Below are 16,965 nucleotides of genomic sequence, written 5' to 3'. Positions count from 1 at the left end.
AAATGACACTCAGTTTACCATACTGCTACTAGCACCGTTTGATAAATTCAAATGCTTAGTCAAGAGCTTGCAGTTTAAATAAACTCTAAATCGGACACCGCATATCATCGTTTAGAATGCCTTATGAGTAACCAAATGGCTTTTGATAAGTTCGGTAATCTGACTTATATCACCATTAACACTCGACTGTTCAGTCTTCAATATCCAGCTTGTAAAAGGTGATAATAATAAAATAGGTATTTCTGTTGAGCGTTTATGTTGCAAAAGCTCATTTTTATCGTTAATAAAAACCACGCTGATTACTACCAAACTTTCACGCATCCATAACGGGATTCCCAAAGTTTGATAGAGTTTTTTACCAGATTGCGGTCGCGTTGACAGTGTGGTTTGCACACGTTGATGACGATCTAATGGTGTAAAGGTAATCTGAACCTTATCTGAATCGTTTTCTACTTTACCGCTTACTAATAGTCTCATTACTTCATTTGGCAGAACCTGTAATTGCCAAATAAATTTATCATCACTGCGTAAGGTAGTTGAAATAGGCTCACTGTCAGCAGCAGTGAGACTGCATAAGACTTGCATCTGCTTAGTAAGTGGCAATGCTAGCCATTTAAGCCAATCACTGCTGAGACGGTAAAGCTGCTGACGGTAGCGACGAATGGTATAAGACGCTTTGCGACCTTGCCAAAAAAGCACCGTTTGATGGTCATTATCATCACGTTGGCTTAGACTTAAAACATCATCGACGAGCTGCTTAGCAGGCGGTAATGGTTCATCTTGACCAAGCCAGTGGTGCAATAATTGCCGCTGACGATAAATCGGTAGTTTTTGCAATTTATCTATATTTAGCACGCGCTGTGCTGGCGACAATTGTAGCGAGGCAACCTCTGTCTGCTGTAAATCCTCGTCTGCTTGTGCATGAATTATCGATTGCGCATCATTTAATAACTTTGCACTTCGGGCGATATTATCAATAACGTTTGGATTATAGGTTGTTAATATCGGCATAATATCTCGCCGTAATCCGCTACGCACATTATCACCAGCATCGTTGGTTGGGTCATCGATATAGGGTAGCTTTAAACGCTGGGCATAGACACTGATATTGGCGCGTTTGATAGTCAGCCAAGGTCGCCATAACGCTATACGGTGCGCGCCCTGCGTTTGAATGCGCCACGGCTGCATACCCGATAGGCCGTTCACGCCAGCGCCTTGAATCAAGCGCATCAGCACGGTTTCTGCTTGGTCATCGGCATGATGCGCCAGTAGCAATACATCGTCTTGATTAAGCTGCGCACGCATCACCTCATAACGAGCTTGCCGTGCCGCCTGCTCATCCCGACCATTGATCCGCGCCTGTAAAATTTGACAGGGTGTATTTTGCGCCTTTGCCCAATCGGCAACGTGCCGCGCCCAAACGCCACTATCTGCTTGAAGGTTATGATCAACATGCAGTAATTGCGGTAAAAATGGTAATTTCTCTTGACGATAAAGCTGCACACACAACGCCGCTAGTGCCAAAGAATCACGTCCACCGCTACAAGCCAGCCAAATGCGCCGCCCGTGTAATTGTGCACCATATTCAGCCAAGCTGCTTAATAACGCGTCTGCTAAAACAGCATCGATAGGCAGTTCTTCAATTGGCTCAATAGGATAGGCAAGGATTGCACTACTAATCATAATCAATCTTATTTATTGGTTGGCTAAATTTACGTATAAGTCAATAAACGTATGAAAGAAACGGCACAAAAAAACGCGCCATAAAATGACACGTTTTTATTTTAGCATTAAGCGTAAATCTATAATATTAAAAGCTAAGCTCCAGCAAGCGAGCAATAGAAATTGCTAGCAAGGCAACATCACTTCTGAATTAAAGGATTTCAATTTCTCATAACGCCGCTCACAGCGCTCATGCGCATCCATGTCTTTAAGCTCATCCAATTGCTCTAGGATTAAAGCTTTTAGCGCAGTCATTACAGGCTGTGGCTGAAGATGAGCGCCCTCACCTTCGTCGATAACTGCGTCAATTAGGCCCATTTGATAAAGGTTAATCGCATTTAGTTTCAATGCTTCGCTGGCATCTTGGGCTTTTTCAGCGGTTTTCCACAAGATAGAGGCGCAGCCTTCAGGAGAAATGACAGAATAAATACTGTTTTGTAGCATATTTACTTTGTCGCCAACGCCAATCGCCAGTGCACCACCTGATCCGCCTTCACCGATAATAGTGACGATAACGGGAACTTTTAGACTCGAAAATACCGCAATACTTTCGGCGATGGCTTGCGCTTGACCGCGCTCTTCTGCACCAATACCAGGATAAGCACCTTGGGTATCGATAAAGGTCATGACTGGAATATTAAAACGCTCTGCCATTTTGACCAAACGAATCACTTTGCGGTAACCTTCAGGGTTTGCCATTCCAAAATTATGAGCGATACGCTCGCGCGTGCTGCGGCCACGATGTTGACCAATTACCATCACTGGCATACCGTCAAGACGCGCTAATCCGCCAAGAATGGCCTTATCATCTGCATAAGCACGGTCGCCATGCAACTCATCAAATTCGGTAAACAGCTGATTGACATAGTCCATAAATAATGGACGTTTGGCATGCCGTGCAAGCTGAACGCTATCCCAGACGGTACTCATAGACGCTTCCCTTTCATAATTTTATATAATGTAGTCATGTTTAGTAATGGCACTGTTGGTTGATACGGTTATCAACTTATCGATAATGAAAGTACAGTTGTAAACTCAATAGAAGCTATAGTAGCACATCTTAAATGGCATGGCATTACTAACAACGCCGCTTTTGTTACGTTAATCTGTAGCGCCATTATTACAATAGTAACGACTCAGTGTTAAGTCCCGTTGTTAAGAAGCAGCGTTAGCGCCCAATGGGTTTACGCCTCAACCACGCTTAGTTTTACGCCCCACTTAGCGAACTGCTCAATCTCAGTGTGCAGGTCTGACAATAAGAAAGCATAATGCTCACTACTGTCGCCCATCGTAATTTGCCAACGGTTATTGTCGATCACTTTTAGCGCCAATTTTGGTAATTCATACTCGCTCCGGCTGTGGTGCGCCAGTACTGCCAATCGTAGCAGTAAACACAGATAAACGAGCGAATCGCCACCAATCACACAAGTTTGCTCTAACATATCAGCTTTGAGCTTACGGCGATGATTGAGCATCAACTGCGCCATACGCTTTTGATCAACCTGCGAAAATCCTGGAATGTCAGAGTATTCGACCAAATACGCACTGTGTTTATGGTAACCACTGTGCGCAATTGCCAAGCCTATTTCATGCAAAGAAGCCGCACGTCTAAGTAAATCACCATCTTCTGTACTAAGTCCAAGTTTTTCTTGAACTTGCTCAAATAAGCTGCGGCTGGTTTTGACCACTTGTTTTGCCTGTTTTTTATCGCCAGAGTAGCGTTTAATCAATGCTAAGACACTACGATCACGCACATCTTCGCTGGCAAAGCGTCCTAGCATATCGTACATGACGCCCTCACGTAGCGCGCCATCCGAGTAAACCATGGTCTCGATGCCCAATACTTTCATCACCGCACGTAGCACCGCAACGCCCGCTGGAAAGACGGCTTTACGGTGTTCTTTGACGCCTTCTAAATCAATATCGTCCACGTTGCCAATTTTAAGTAATAATTTTTCTAACTTTTTGACACCTTTATAAGTAATGCGCTCTTGCTCATCCGCCCAGCCTTTTGACACCAGAACATTGCGAACTGCTTTGATCGTTCCACTCGAGCCTACAACACTACTCCAGCCGGTTTTTTGATAGCGTCCATTAATCGCCAGCACCTCTTTTCGCGCGCTCGAGATGGCATTATTAAAGGCTTCTTTGGTAATCAATCCATCGGCAAAATACTTCTGGGTAAAGGCGACACAGCCCATCTGTAAGCTTTCAGTCAATAACGGATCGAACTCTTTACCAATGATAAACTCTGTCGAACCACCACCGATATCAATAACCAAACGCTTATCACTACTGGCGTTGGTGTGTGACACGCCCAAATAAATCAAGCGAGCTTCTTCTCGGCCTGCGATGATTTCGATGGGTTTCGGTAAAATTTTATTGGCACGATTGATAAAATCATTGGCGTTTTTGGCTTGACGCAGGGCGTTGGTTGCGACCACACGGATACGCTCGGGCGGCACTGAATCTAAACGTGCCACAAAGCGACTTAGACATTCTAGACCGCGCTTTTCAGCCGCCGCACCCAAGATATTATTCTCATCGAGTCCTGCAGCAAGCTGCACCTTTTCAGACATAGACACCACTTTTCGCACTTCGCCATGATCCAGACGAGCAATGGCTAGGTGAAAACTGTTGGAACCAATATCAATGGCTGCCATCATTTCATCTTCGGCGAGTGGTGGGTTTTTTAGGTAGTCTTTAGGCATAAGAGAAGTTGTACCGTATCAGATAAGAAGAGAATATATCGAAAGAGTTTTGCACATTTAAATGTGCCGCAATTATAGCGCAATTTTTGCCATTAAAGCATTTATGCCAATTCCTATCAAGTCAGAGGCTATCGGTCTTAAACCTTACTTAATCAGCTATTAATAAGAAACCCAGAGTCAGTTTCTACCCCTTGTATTACCAATATTGATTTGCTACATTAAAATTAGAAATATTATAATAAAGAACAAGCACTTATTTATTATTTAATAACGGAAGTATCTATTTTCTGCATTAAAAAACCTTTTATAAAAGCCATCTCACGGATAGATAAAAGCACATCGCCTACAAGGAAGCCAAAAAATGAACCGAACTGCCACCAAAAACACCGTTAAAAATGCTGATCCGCAAACGAAACCTAACGCTAATCAAGAAATGGCAGCAACCAATAGCCCAACTGAGCAGAAGTTTTATGATTTTTATCTACAGGAGCACCAAAACATGGCCTGCCGCCGCCTACATTTTGCGGGAAGTAGTTTTGGCTTGTTAGGATTAGCAAAATCCGTTAAAAGTCGTTCAGTAAAGCCGCTACTTAAAGGCATTGCCGCAGGATATGCCTGTGCGTGGGTTGGACATTTTTTCTTTGAAAAAAATAAACCTGCCACTTTTAAATATCCACTACAAAGCTTCGCTGGCGATATTCGTATGTTCACCGATGTGCTCCGCGGTAATTTGAGTTTAAAAGACCGTAAGTTCGATAAAGCGCGTTAAAAATATGGATAATAAACAGACAAAATAAAAACTGGGCCAGTTTAAGACACTCGCCCAGTTTTTTATGTTCTTATTAAACATCTACTATTTAATAGCTATCTAGCGCAAAGACTTACGAAGTATTTTACCCACAGCAGTCTTGGGTAACTCATCGATAAAGGCGTAAGCTTGTGGCCGCTTATACCCCGTCAAACGCTCTTTGGCAAACGCGGCCAACTCTTCAGCCGTTAAGCTGGGATCTTTTTTAACCACAAATGCTTTTGGTACTTCGCCACTGTGCGCATCTTCAATGCCAACAACGGCCACCTCAAGCACTTTACGATGCTCTGTCAGCGCCGCTTCCACCTCATTCGGATAAACATTAAAACCTGAAACCAGTATCATGTCTTTTTTACGATCAATCAATGTCAAAAAGCCCTTTTCATCTAACATACCGATGTCACCGGACTTAAAATACCCATCATCGGTAAAGGTGTCTGAATTATCCAAACCCCAATAACCTTGCATCACTTGCGGTCCTTTAATGCCGACCTCCCCGGGTACGCCAATAGCACAGTCTGCTCCCTGCTCATCAATAATTTTGATGTCCATCATAGCTAAAGGTAAACCGACGCTGCCATTAAAGCTATCTATCCCTGGTGGATTAAATGAAATAACCGGTGAAGTCTCTGACATGCCATAACCTTCGTTAATAATCATGCCCGTGACGCGCTGCCATCGGTCAGATACTGCTTTGATAATCGCCGTGCCACCGCCGATGGATAATGCCAAGCGACTAAAATCAAGCTCGGCGAATTCTGGATGATGGAGCATGCCATTAAATAGCGTATTGACCGAAGGAATCACATGCGGTTGATGCTGTTCAATGCTATTCACTAAGCCATCGATATCGCGCGGATTGGTGATCAATATATCTTCCCAGCCGCCATAAATTCCTAGTAAGCCGCAAACCGTGAAAGAAAAAATATGATAGAGCGGTAAAGGGTTGAGTATCTTAATCTGCTCGCTGCGACCTGCTTCAACAACGGTGCCAAACATCGCGTAGCATTGACAAATATTGGCCATCAAATTGTAGTGCGTGAGCATCGCGCCTTTTGGCTTACCCGTTGTGCCGCCTGTATATTGCAGTAACGCCAAGTCTTCGCGCATGATGGTCGGTTGCTGAAACTGATCCGCATGATACGATTGCATAATATGGGCAAAGCTGACATAACGTTCTTGATGAGATTTTGCAACTGTAAGCTCATTTCCGCCATCATTTTCTGTTGAACGATGAATATTATTAAGCACAGCGATATCGTTATCGGCAGCCTCAGCACTCGGATTGATAGAACAATGTACGACTAAGGACAGTTGCGCTTTAACCTCATCATCCAATTTATCGAAAGCTGCCGACATACCATCGAGAATTATCAAGCCACACGCTTGAGAATCTATCAGCTGATGCGCCAATTCATACTGGGTATACATCGGATTGACGTTTACCAACACTATCCCTGCTCGAAGACAACCAAGCAGTACCACAGCATATTGCAATATATTTGGCAATTGCACGGCAATACGGTCGCCCTTTTGAATATTTTTTGCTTGTAAAAAAGCAGCAAAGCGGCGACTTGCAACATCTAACTGGTCAAAAGTCAAGGTGGCAGCGCCCATACTAAAAGCAATAGCGCTACTGTGCTGATCAATTTTTGGTTGCAATAAATCGAGTAAATTTTCCTTTCCGATTAACACATCCAAATCATTTTCTAAGCCATATTGCTCGTAAGCCCGCTGCCATAATGGCGGAACACGGGTACTTGGTGCATTATTTTCAAAGCTATTATCCATCAAATTGCATCCTTGCTAAAACGTGATTGGTGCTCTCAGAATAGCACAAATTAGTCGTTGTATTATAGACTCTAGAACAAGCACACTTTTAGGTTATAGATTATTTTCAAGCCTGAAGAACTTCTACTATTTATTAATACGCAAGCACAAAAAACCAGCACCTTAATCATGCTGGTTTTTATGTTGCATATACGAATTCTAAAGAACATTAGACTTTAAATTTTAGACAAATAGTTTTAACTAAATGAATTACGCTTTCGCCATTTCAGCAAAAATCTCATCAGCTGCCTTGATAGAAGCGTCAATATCTGTATCGCTATGTTTGATTGACATAAAGCCTGCTTCATAGGCAGATGGCGCAAGATAAATACCGCGCTCTAGCATGCCATGGAAGAAGGTATTAAACACCTTCATATCGCATTCTGTCACGTCATCGAAATTTTGCGGTACACTCGTTACGGCGTCTTTAACAAAGAACATCCCAAACATACCGCCCAATTTATTGGTGCGCAGATTGATACCATGCTTGTCTGCCGCCGCTTGGATACCATCAACCAGCTTATCTACTTTCGCAGATAGTTCGTCATAAAAACCATCAACGGTTAAATCTTCAAACATAGCGATACCCGCACGCATTGCCAGCGGGTTTCCTGATAACGTACCCGCCTGATAAACGCCGCCAAGTGGCGCGATACAAGACATGACTTCTTTTTTGCCACCGAAAGCACCAACCGGTAAACCAGCACCGATAATTTTACCAAAACAGGTCAAATCAGGATCAATACCAAAATGTGCTTGCGCGCCGCCCAGTCCAACGCGAAAACCGGTCATCACTTCATCAAAAATCAATACCGCACCATTAGCGGTACATTGCTCGCGCAAGGTATCATGGAACTCTTGGGTTGGAATGACCATATTCATGTTGCCAGCGATAGGTTCCACAATCACGCAAGCAATCTCACTACCCCATTTCTCAAAGCACTCTTTAATTGCTTGTGGATTATTATAAGGAATGGTAATCGTATGTTTAGCAAAATCGGCTGGCACGCCTTTTGATGTTGGCTCGCCAATATCGAGCATGCCTGAACCCGCTTTTACCAATAAGCTGTCTGAATGACCATGGTAGCAGCCTTCAAATTTGACAATTTTGTCACGCTCAGTAAACCCGCGCGCCAAACGTATCGCGCTCATGGTCGCTTCTGTGCCAGAGCTTGTCATCCGAATCATCTCAACGCTTGGAACAATGTCGCAAATCTTATCGGCGACAGTGGTTTCAAACGGCGTTGGCGTCCCGAAACTCAAACCATCATCAGCGGCTTTTTTAACGGCATCGATCACTTTTGGATGCGCATGACCCAAAATCATGGGACCCCAAGAGCCAACATAATCGATATAAGCATTGTCTTCGGTGTCGTAAATCTTGCTACCGTTAGCGCGGTGCACAAAAATAGGCGTCCCACCAACGCCAGCGAAGGCGCGGACGGGCGAGTTTACGCCACCAGGAATATGCTTGCGTGCTTGCGCAAAGAGTTGTTCATTTTTAGTACTCATAATTATTCTCTACTTATTCATTCGATCTTATTTTATTAATAATACGTTAGGCTTTCTTAACCACTGACGATTTCAGTTTCATTGGGCCAAAGCCATCAAGTTTACAGTCGATATCATGACCATCAGAAGCGTCCGGCAGCAGGCGAATTCCTTTTGCTTTGGTGCCGACTTTGATAATGGTTGATGAACCTTTGACCTTTAAGTCTTTAATCACGGTGACAGTATCGCCATCTTGCAGCTTGTTACCGACCGCATCACGAATGACCGCATCTTGGTCTTCAGTTTGCGCCAAATCGTTCTCAGCTGCGGTCCACTCATGAGCGCACATGGGACATACCAGCAGCGCACTGTCTTCGTACGTATAATCAGCATCGCATTTTGGGCAATTGGGTAAGCTCATAATTTCCTCGTCAGCCGTGATAAATTGGGTGTATTCTAACGCTAACATTGTACCGTAACTCGCCAGCTTTAACCAATCGCTTCGGCTGTAAACGCGGTACTGTGACTAATTGATACATTCACTCGTACCTTAGAGCGCACGTTTTTTATCGTACGGTGTTTTGTGGTACTCTGCTTTAACTGAATTTAATTTGATAGCCATTCGTTTTAAATGGGAAAAACCTCAATAACTACTTTAATAACTCAGTATTAACCCTAATATCTGAGGCTATAGCGACTGATAAATAGGACAATAACAATGACTCAATCAAGCTTATCAACATTACCACAATTTGTTCAACTCACCATTCAAGGTGAAGATGCGGAGAAATTTCTACAAGGTCAGCTCACCTCTGATGTCACTAAACTCGGGCTTAGCTATCAAGCGACAGCGCTTAGCAATTTAAAAGGTCGCATTGATTTTGGTTTATGGATAAAAAAACAAGACGAAAAGCATTTTGATGTGGTTCTTAGTGCCGATTGTGCGGAGGCTTTTCAAGCGCATTTGAAAAAGTTCGGCGCCTTTTCAAAATTTGATACCAGTGCGCCAGTGCCAATTTATCCTTGCGTACTGGATGAAGTGCCAACTTTTAGCCATAAAGAGGAACATCATACGCCAGCGGACACCCAAGCGTGGACGCAGGCAAGTCTCGCAATAGGTAACTATTGGATAGTAGCGGACACACGAGGCGAGTTTCAGCCGCAAGAGCTGCGTCTGCATCAGCGCGGCGGCATGGACTATGATAAAGGTTGCTATCTCGGTCAAGAGGTCATTGCCCGTATTTACTTTAAAGCCGCGCCGAAAGCGTTTTTACATTATGTTAGCGGCACAGGTGATGCGCCAGCCGCAGGTGATAAGCTAGAGAAGATTCAGGTGGTCAATGCGATTGCTGATGACGATATTAATGGTAAAGGCTTTAAGGCTTTGGTCGTTGCCCGCCCAGAACATCTGGTAGATAGTGAGCTTACGGTATTAGACTTGCCGCCAGCGCTACAAGCGGATGTGGCCCGTCAAAAATAACGTGAAATATTTTGCAGTCTAGAAAGCCCTTTTACTCAAATGCAGCAGAGCAACTTATGACCCATATTGCAGTACTCGGAGCAGGCGTGGTGGGCGTGACTAGCGCCTGGTACTTACGGCAAGCAGGCTACGATGTGACTGTCATCGAGCGCGAATCTGCCGCAGGAATGCAAACCTCGTTTGCCAATGGTGGTCAAATCTCAGTCTCGCATGCGACGCCTTGGGCAAACCCTAGTACGCCGATGAAAGCGCTTAAATGGCTGTTTCGCGAGGATGCGCCGCTGCTCTACCGTTTGCGTGCTGATAAGGCGCAATTAAAATGGGCAATGCAATTTTTGCAAGAATGCCGCGCAGATCGTGCCGATGCCAATTTGGTACAAATGGTGCACTTAGGACTGTATTCGCGGGATACTCTACAAAAGCTGCGTGCGGATATCGGCATCAATTATGAGCAACAAACGCGTGGAATCATGCATTTTTATACCAATCAGGCTGAGTTTGATGCTGCCATCGCGCCAACCGAACGTATGCAGGAGCTGGGCTGTGAGCGTTACGTGATTGATATTAATAATGCGGTCAGCCTCGAGCCTGCACTTTATCCTATTGCTCATAAACTCAAAGGCGCAACTTACACCAGCCGTGATGAATCGGGAAATGCACACTTATTTACTCAGCGCTTAGCGGCGTGCTGTGTCAAAGCTGGGGTAAAGTTTTTATATGATACGCAAGTTTTGGCATTAAATGCAGATTCCCATTCTGCTCGCCCGCATGTACATAGCATTACTATTCGTCCCAAGGGTGAAAACGCGCAAACTTTCAGCGCTGACAGTTTTGTGCTAGCGCTCGGTAGTTATAGTGCGGCACTGATGAAACCCCTCAATGTCCATCTGCCTATTTTTCCTGCTAAGGGCTATTCAGCGACTTATCAAGTCAATCCGCGCGCGCCGCATCTAGCGCCTTACGTCAGCTTGATTGATGATGAGTTTAAATTAGTCACCTCACGCCTTGACGATAAATTACGCGTTGCTGGGACAGCTGAATTTAATGGCTATAATTTGGATTTAAATGCCACACGCTGCGAAGCAATCACGCGTCGCGTTCAGCAGTTATTCCCAAAAGGCATCATTGCCAATTCTGTACAGTATTGGACAGGATTGCGACCAATGACGCCATCAAATGTGCCGTTAATTGGACGCGCACATTGTGGTCAAGTCCGCCATGGCAGTCAAAATGCGAAAGCGACCTTTGATAATTTATGGCTTAATACGGGTCATGGTACGCTTGGTTGGACCCATGCTTGCGGCTCGGCAAAGGCGATCAGCTTATTGATGCAAGGTGAGACGCCGCAGGTAGATTTTGACTTTGTTGGAATAACAACGCAAAAAAAGGCGCTATAAATATAAGCCAGCACCTTTTAGTTAGATAAGAAATTTCTCGTCTAGAGTAATTTTAAGCAGCAGCGGTTGCTCCAATGTCAGAATCAGTTTTATCTACATTAACCTCTTCTGGTGCAACTGCTTCTAACTGCACAGGTACACCATTGACCGCCGCATTGCCACTTAATCGATCGATTAACGTATCATCCGTTAAATCATTGACGCTGACACCAGCATGCGCTTGAGCAATTTTCTGCTTAACGCCTTTGCGGCCGTGGCCCCAACCATGCGGAATACTGACCACGCCAGGCATTAACTCATCGGTGACTTCTGCCACTATGATCACGCTACCAACGCGCGAGGTAACTTTGACGCTTTGGGCGTCTTTAATACCGTATTCTTTAGCCGTTTCAGGATGTAGCATAAGTGTGCAGCGCGGCTTACCTTTCACCAGGCGATAGCTATTATGCAACCAAGAATTATTGCTGCGAACATGACGCCGACCAATAAGTAAAACCTGCTGAGCATCATAATCTTGCACCATTGTTTGCACGCGCGCCAAATCGGCTTGATAAAAATCAACGTTAAGATGAATCTGCTTATCTTTATGCTTTAGCGCTTGCGGCAACATGGTTTTTAATGGTCCTAAATCGAGACCGTGCGGGTTTTTCTCTAGCTTATTTAGGCTCATGCCAGCATAAGGTCCGCGTCTTAATCCTTGATCAAGCAAAAACTTCGGTCCTAAAGCCTTCACCAATCGGCGCTCGATTTTGGTCGTCAGTGGTGCTTTTTTATCCAAACGTTTTGCTAATTCCAAGTATATTTGCCAGTCGTGTTTGGCGTTTTTATTTTTACGAAACAGCGCTTTTGAGTATTTAGCAACGTTGTGGACGGCGAAATTATTAAAGGTAACATCGTAATGATCGCGCTCTAGCGGCGATACCGGTGGCAAGATAATATTGGCATGACGACTGGTTTCTGTGACAAAGTAATCAATCGCCACCATAAACTCCAAGTTGGAAAAGGCTTTATCTAGCTTTTCACCATTTGGTGTACTCAAAACAGGATTTCCTGCGACACTGATAAAGCCTTTTAATTGGCCCTCTCCTTCTACTAACATCTCATTGCCCATCGCTACAACGGGATAATCGCCATTAAAGTCAGGCAAGTTGCTAACTCGGCTATGGCGTTTTCCCAGATAGCCTGGACCAGAGTTATTAACCACATCAACCGCAGGATTGGGGAACATCAAACCGCCAACCTCATCCAAGCGACCAGTGACGATATTAATCACCATAATGAGATACTGACTTAATAGGCCAAACTCTTGCACCGATACGCCCATGCGTCCATAACAAACGGCACTTTCGGCTTCACAAAACTCTTTAACCAGTTGTTTAATCTCATTTGCCGTAATACCAGTAATTGAGGCAACCGACTCGGCGCTATAGTCTTTGGCAAAGTCTGCCAGTCGCGCAATTTCTGGCGCAAGTGCCGCAGCCCGATTATCAGCCTGTGCTTTGTCCACGTACCCCTGCGCATAGATTTCGTTGAGCATGGCAAGCAGAAATAAAACATCGGTTGCTGGACGTATAAAATGATGTTCGCTCGCAATGTCAGCGGTTTCGGTGCGGCGTGGATCAATCACTACTACTTTGCCTTCGCGGGCTTTGATGTCTTTGAGCTTTTGGCGCATATTCGCTGCGGTCATAATACTACCGTTCGATGCCAGCGGATTGCCACCGATGATGAGCATATAGTGAGTACGATTGACGTCAGGCACCGGGATACGCAGCATATGACCAAACAGATGCATACTAACAATATGATGCGGTAATTGATCGATCGAGGTTGCAGAAAAGCGGCTTCGTGTCTTGACACTGTTTAATAAATGCTTAATGGTCAACATACCGCCTAAATTATGGACATTAGGATTACCTAAATAAATCCCCAAAGCATTTTGACCGTGTTTTTTCTGTACCGACTGAATACCAGCGGCTACTTTATCAAGCGCATCATCCCAGCTGATTTTTTTCCAGCCATTAGCAGTCCTTTCAACGGGATGACGTAGGCGATCAGAGTCTTCATGTAAATCTTGTAAAGCCGTCGCTTTTGGACAGATGTAGCCTTTAGAGAACGGATCATTTTTATCGCCCTTAATCGACAAGACCTTCGTTCCATCGTGCTTTATTTCAATACCGCACATCGCTTCACATAAATTACAGGTTCTAAAATGGGTTTGCTCACTGGTTTTGACTTGTTCACTACTCATGGCCACGCTCCCTGTGATTGTTATTATTGCCAAATATTATATAAATTCCGTTTTATAACATTGATAGATTCATCAATCTTAAAAATCTTGCTCGTTAGGCATTGATGCGTTAATTAGCTACTTATTGCCTGCTCATTATCATTAAAAAAGCTACCGAAAATTCCATCAAGGTTCGTACATAAAATTTTAATCGCCTGCTGCCGTGAATAACGTCCTTGATGACAGCCCAATATCAACTCATGCACTTGCGCACTAGCCATATCAACACACAAATTAACCTCACTGCGCGAAAAATTATTGTCAGACGCTTCTAATCCTTGTATAAATATCTTCGTCCATTCTTCTCGTATTTCTGTCATAAGACTTACTAAGCCATTAGGTTCAGTTTGTGAGTTCACGCGTAAGCTGTCTTCGATTAAACGTTGAAATAAGGCAATATTTTGAAAGGCGGCATCAAAAATCAAAGTTAGACATTCCTCACAACGCTGATGAAACGCCTCTTTAGACAATGCTGCATAATCTTTGAGCATATTGACCCACGCCATGCGCATAGGCGATAAATAATTATTTTTCAATTGCCTACTCAATTCATTTTGCAAAGTCTCTAAGCTGTCAAAATGATTATAGAAACTCGGCTGAGCAATATTCGCCCCTTTAGCAATCTTATTCATGCTCATGCGACAAGCGCCTTCCAGGCTATAAATCTGCAGTGCACTTTTCAATAAAGCACGACGAGTTTTGGCTTTTGCCAGCTCACGCTTTGTTTCCGCTTTTGTCGCGCTTACTGCGCTAAATGAGTTCATTATCTATCTGTCTCAGCCTGATATAGTCAATGAAAAGTAATATCGATTCACCACATACTGCTTGTATAGTTTTTTCTTGCTTGCTGTACCTACGCAGACAGAGGCTGCAAAAAAACTATACAAGCAGTGCCGTAGCGTTTTTAAAATATTTTAACTATAACGCTTAGAAAACGTTTATTATTTCAACTATAAGGCTATAGCCAATTTAGCGATAAGTCTATAATTAAATATTCAAAAAGGCTGACTTTTTATAATTATTCTCAGTCTTTATATTTAAATGAAGGCATAAAAAAGCAGAAACCATCTCTATGATGACCTCTGCTTATCTTTTGTTGGACGGTTACTGCTTCACTCACTACTTTTCTACTTGCTCAACTATCAATTACCAACTATCTCTTACGATCTAACTATCTCTTACAAGTTATACGTTTGCTAAATATCGAAAAAGCTCCCTATTATCTTTACCTATCACTCCGACAAAGTACGCTATCGATTACAGAACTACATGCTCCATAACATAGCCGGGTTTTTTACTATACTTTAGCAACACTACAAACATTGCTCATACAGACAAGGCAGTCCAAAATTCATATATTGGACTCACAAGTTAGCCATTGGCTAGTCGTAAAGTACCCATTGGCTAGTTGTAAAGTACTCAAGAATAGTAATTAAAGCACATTACTTAAAAACCGTATTGAACAGGTAAGAAAAACCATAAATCATAACTTGCCTTCTAAAGCGCTGTATTGTTGATTTAACTTTTTAAACAATAGTTTTTAAATAAAACACATGTAGAGCGCGATAACTAAAATAAGGATTATAATAATGAACGAACATACGCTAAAAGGTGATTGGAAGCAGATGAAAGGTACAGTGAAGCAGAAGTGGGCTGATCTGACTGATGATGACCTATTACACATTGAAGGTAGCCGTGATAAACTAGTGGGCAAAGTTCAGGAGCGTTATGGTCACAGTAAAGATGACGCTGAGCGCGAAGTTGATACTTGGCGTACTGAAAATAACTATTAATTAAGCAGACTTTTTATAAAACCTTGTCAAAGACATCTGTTTTTGCAAGGCGATTATAAAGTAAAAACCGCATTATTATTAATGCGGTTTTTTTATTTATTCATCTGTATAGGAGTCATAGCGTCATCAATGGCGAATATATAACGTTATACCTATTACACAACTAGATAGCCAAAGTCCAGACACGATAAAACCGCATAGCAATTAATTGTTATGCGGTTTTATTGTTAACCATCCTTGTTACCCATCACCACTCTAATCGCTGCATCCTTGCAGAATATTGAGTATATTGTGATAGCCGGGCTTCCTGCCCATTTCTTCTGACTACTACTGGCATCATCTGCCTGTAGCACAGGTCATGTGTCCTTATTTCAATTGCTTTTATCATCCTGATGCCAGCAATTGAGCTATTATCCTTAATAAGGTCAACTCAATCCTTGAGCCACATTCCCTTATGCCGTGTGTGTATAATGTCAAATTATACGTCTAGTGTTAAGTCGCGTAAGCGTCATTACGTGTAAGCATATGCTTACGTTGACTAAAAATGTAGTAAGGATTTATTTATAAGCTATTGATAAATTTATAATTATCAGAAAAAAAATTTATCCAAAAACTTTCTTGATAATATTTAAAAACAAAACAGCTAGCGATATTTATTAAGATTAACAACATCTTAGTCACCTAAGGTATCGAATGCTTACGCAAATATTTGCAAAATTTACAACTTATTAACACCAAAGACATGTAGCAATGAGTTTTAAGCCCTACTATGGGTATGTAAGAAAATGTTTCAAGCAATAGAATACTAAAGAGCAAAGAGTGATGAAACATCAATTTGTCTTCTTTATGATTGCTCATATATCGTCTTATTAGATGAAGCGTTATTAGTTAAGGGGATATTAAATAAGGTCGAATCAAATAAAAAATACGGCAACGAGTCCATAAAAAAGATGTTCCTTATGTACTACCTCCTACTATATAGCCTCTTATCTATTATCTAAGTATTTAATCATTAAGAAGTAGCATTAAAAATTGTCATACTATAGGAGATTTTATCGTGAAAATTCTACACCCCTTGTCATTAAAAAATGCCCTCTCTGCTGGGTTCGCCATCGCTTTAATAGGAACGACTGCTGGCTGTGCTGTAGCAGGTCCAGATTATAATAATAATTCTGTATACAAAGATGGTCAGTATGGCAATCACAACTTTGGCCGTATTAGCCAACAGCTTCGTCAAAACCTGCGAAGTCAAGGCTACCAGGTCATGGATATCACACCTGATAACTATAAGGGTCATGAAGCGATGACCGTTTATGCTAAAAAGAACAACCAACCTTATATACTTAAATACACCTATCCTGGTTTAAGACTGATTAGCTCAAATAAAAGCGATTGGTCGAACGTTTGGCAGAATAAAAACCATCATAACAATGGCTATAACGG

Annotated in this window: 13 protein-coding genes and 1 pseudogene; 5 read left to right on the top strand and 9 right to left on the bottom strand. The window is 42.8% G+C overall.

All coding sequences use genetic code 11. The annotated features are described in order from the left end of the window. Nucleotides 1–111: 111 nt before the first annotated feature. The 3 genes from tilS to ppx form a co-directional block, all read right to left on the bottom strand. Nucleotides 112–1,683 (bottom strand): tRNA lysidine(34) synthetase TilS, encoded by a 1,572-nt coding sequence (gene tilS, locus B4K26_RS01375; protein ID WP_296243089.1) that lies wholly within the window; start codon nt 1,681–1,683, stop codon nt 112–114. 165 nt (nt 1,684–1,848) lie between these two features. After that, entirely contained in the window at nt 1,849–2,652 is an 804-nt protein-coding gene (locus B4K26_RS01370; RefSeq protein WP_296243088.1) for an acetyl-CoA carboxylase carboxyltransferase subunit alpha, read from the bottom strand. Nucleotides 2,653–2,906: 254 nt separating this feature from the next. After that, nucleotides 2,907–4,433, bottom strand: coding sequence for an exopolyphosphatase (gene ppx, locus B4K26_RS01365; protein ID WP_296243087.1), 1,527 nt, complete (start codon nt 4,431–4,433; stop codon nt 2,907–2,909). A 433-nt stretch (nt 4,434–4,866) separates the two neighbouring features. On the opposite strand from ppx, the gene B4K26_RS01360 reads away from it, so the two are divergent. Next, nucleotides 4,867–5,202, top strand: coding sequence for a DUF962 domain-containing protein (locus tag B4K26_RS01360; protein ID WP_296243123.1), 336 nt, complete (start codon nt 4,867–4,869; stop codon nt 5,200–5,202). A gap of 99 nt (nt 5,203–5,301) precedes the next feature. Here B4K26_RS01360 and B4K26_RS01355 read toward each other — a convergent pair whose 3' ends face one another. From B4K26_RS01355 to B4K26_RS01345, 3 genes are all read right to left on the bottom strand, one after another. Beyond that, nucleotides 5,302–7,032: an AMP-binding protein gene (locus B4K26_RS01355; RefSeq protein ID WP_296243086.1), complete on the bottom strand. Its 1,731-nt coding sequence runs from the start codon at nt 7,030–7,032 to the stop codon at nt 5,302–5,304. 249 nt (nt 7,033–7,281) lie between these two features. Further along, nucleotides 7,282–8,583: a glutamate-1-semialdehyde 2,1-aminomutase gene (gene hemL, locus B4K26_RS01350; RefSeq protein WP_296243085.1), complete on the bottom strand. Its 1,302-nt coding sequence runs from the start codon at nt 8,581–8,583 to the stop codon at nt 7,282–7,284. Nucleotides 8,584–8,629: 46 nt separating this feature from the next. Then, nucleotides 8,630–8,983 (bottom strand): zinc ribbon domain-containing protein YjdM, encoded by a 354-nt coding sequence (locus B4K26_RS01345; protein WP_296243084.1) that lies wholly within the window; start codon nt 8,981–8,983, stop codon nt 8,630–8,632. Nucleotides 8,984–9,280: 297 nt separating this feature from the next. Here B4K26_RS01345 and B4K26_RS01340 point away from each other — a divergent pair, with 297 nt between their 5' ends. Both B4K26_RS01340 and B4K26_RS01335 read left to right on the top strand, forming a co-directional pair. Further along, nucleotides 9,281–10,042 carry a YgfZ/GcvT domain-containing protein gene (locus tag B4K26_RS01340; protein ID WP_296243083.1) on the top strand — a complete coding sequence of 254 codons (762 nt, stop codon included), beginning with the start codon at nt 9,281–9,283 and terminating at the stop codon, nt 10,040–10,042. 56 nt (nt 10,043–10,098) lie between these two features. Next, the gene (locus tag B4K26_RS01335; RefSeq protein WP_296243082.1) at nt 10,099–11,439 is read left to right on the top strand and encodes a D-amino acid dehydrogenase; all 1,341 of its coding nucleotides are present in this window, start codon (nt 10,099–10,101) and stop codon (nt 11,437–11,439) included. A 52-nt stretch (nt 11,440–11,491) separates the two neighbouring features. On the opposite strand, the gene B4K26_RS01330 is transcribed toward B4K26_RS01335, so the two are convergent. Both B4K26_RS01330 and B4K26_RS01325 read right to left on the bottom strand, forming a co-directional pair. Further along, nucleotides 11,492–13,690: a molybdopterin oxidoreductase family protein gene (locus tag B4K26_RS01330; RefSeq protein ID WP_296243081.1), complete on the bottom strand. Its 2,199-nt coding sequence runs from the start codon at nt 13,688–13,690 to the stop codon at nt 11,492–11,494. A 113-nt stretch (nt 13,691–13,803) separates the two neighbouring features. Continuing rightward, nucleotides 13,804–14,493, bottom strand: coding sequence for a TetR/AcrR family transcriptional regulator (locus tag B4K26_RS01325; protein WP_296243080.1), 690 nt, complete (start codon nt 14,491–14,493; stop codon nt 13,804–13,806). An 825-nt stretch (nt 14,494–15,318) separates the two neighbouring features. Between B4K26_RS01325 and B4K26_RS01320 the strand changes: the two genes are divergently transcribed. Further along, nucleotides 15,319–15,522: a CsbD family protein gene (locus B4K26_RS01320; protein ID WP_296243079.1), complete on the top strand. Its 204-nt coding sequence runs from the start codon at nt 15,319–15,321 to the stop codon at nt 15,520–15,522. A gap of 227 nt (nt 15,523–15,749) precedes the next feature. Here the strand turns inward: B4K26_RS01320 and B4K26_RS01315 are convergent, their stop codons facing one another. Next, a complete protein-coding gene (locus B4K26_RS01315) occupies nt 15,750–15,875 on the bottom strand; it encodes a hypothetical protein (protein ID WP_296243078.1) in 126 nt (41 codons plus the stop codon). 704 nt (nt 15,876–16,579) lie between these two features. Here B4K26_RS01315 and B4K26_RS01310 point away from each other — a divergent pair. Then, a pseudogene (locus B4K26_RS01310) lies at nt 16,580–16,965 on the top strand (hypothetical protein); the annotation flags it as partial.

Source organism: Psychrobacter sp. UBA6766 (genome assembly GCF_002453355.1).
Taxonomy (GTDB): domain Bacteria; phylum Pseudomonadota; class Gammaproteobacteria; order Pseudomonadales; family Moraxellaceae; genus Psychrobacter.
This window is presented reverse-complemented; position numbering and strand designations above follow the sequence as displayed.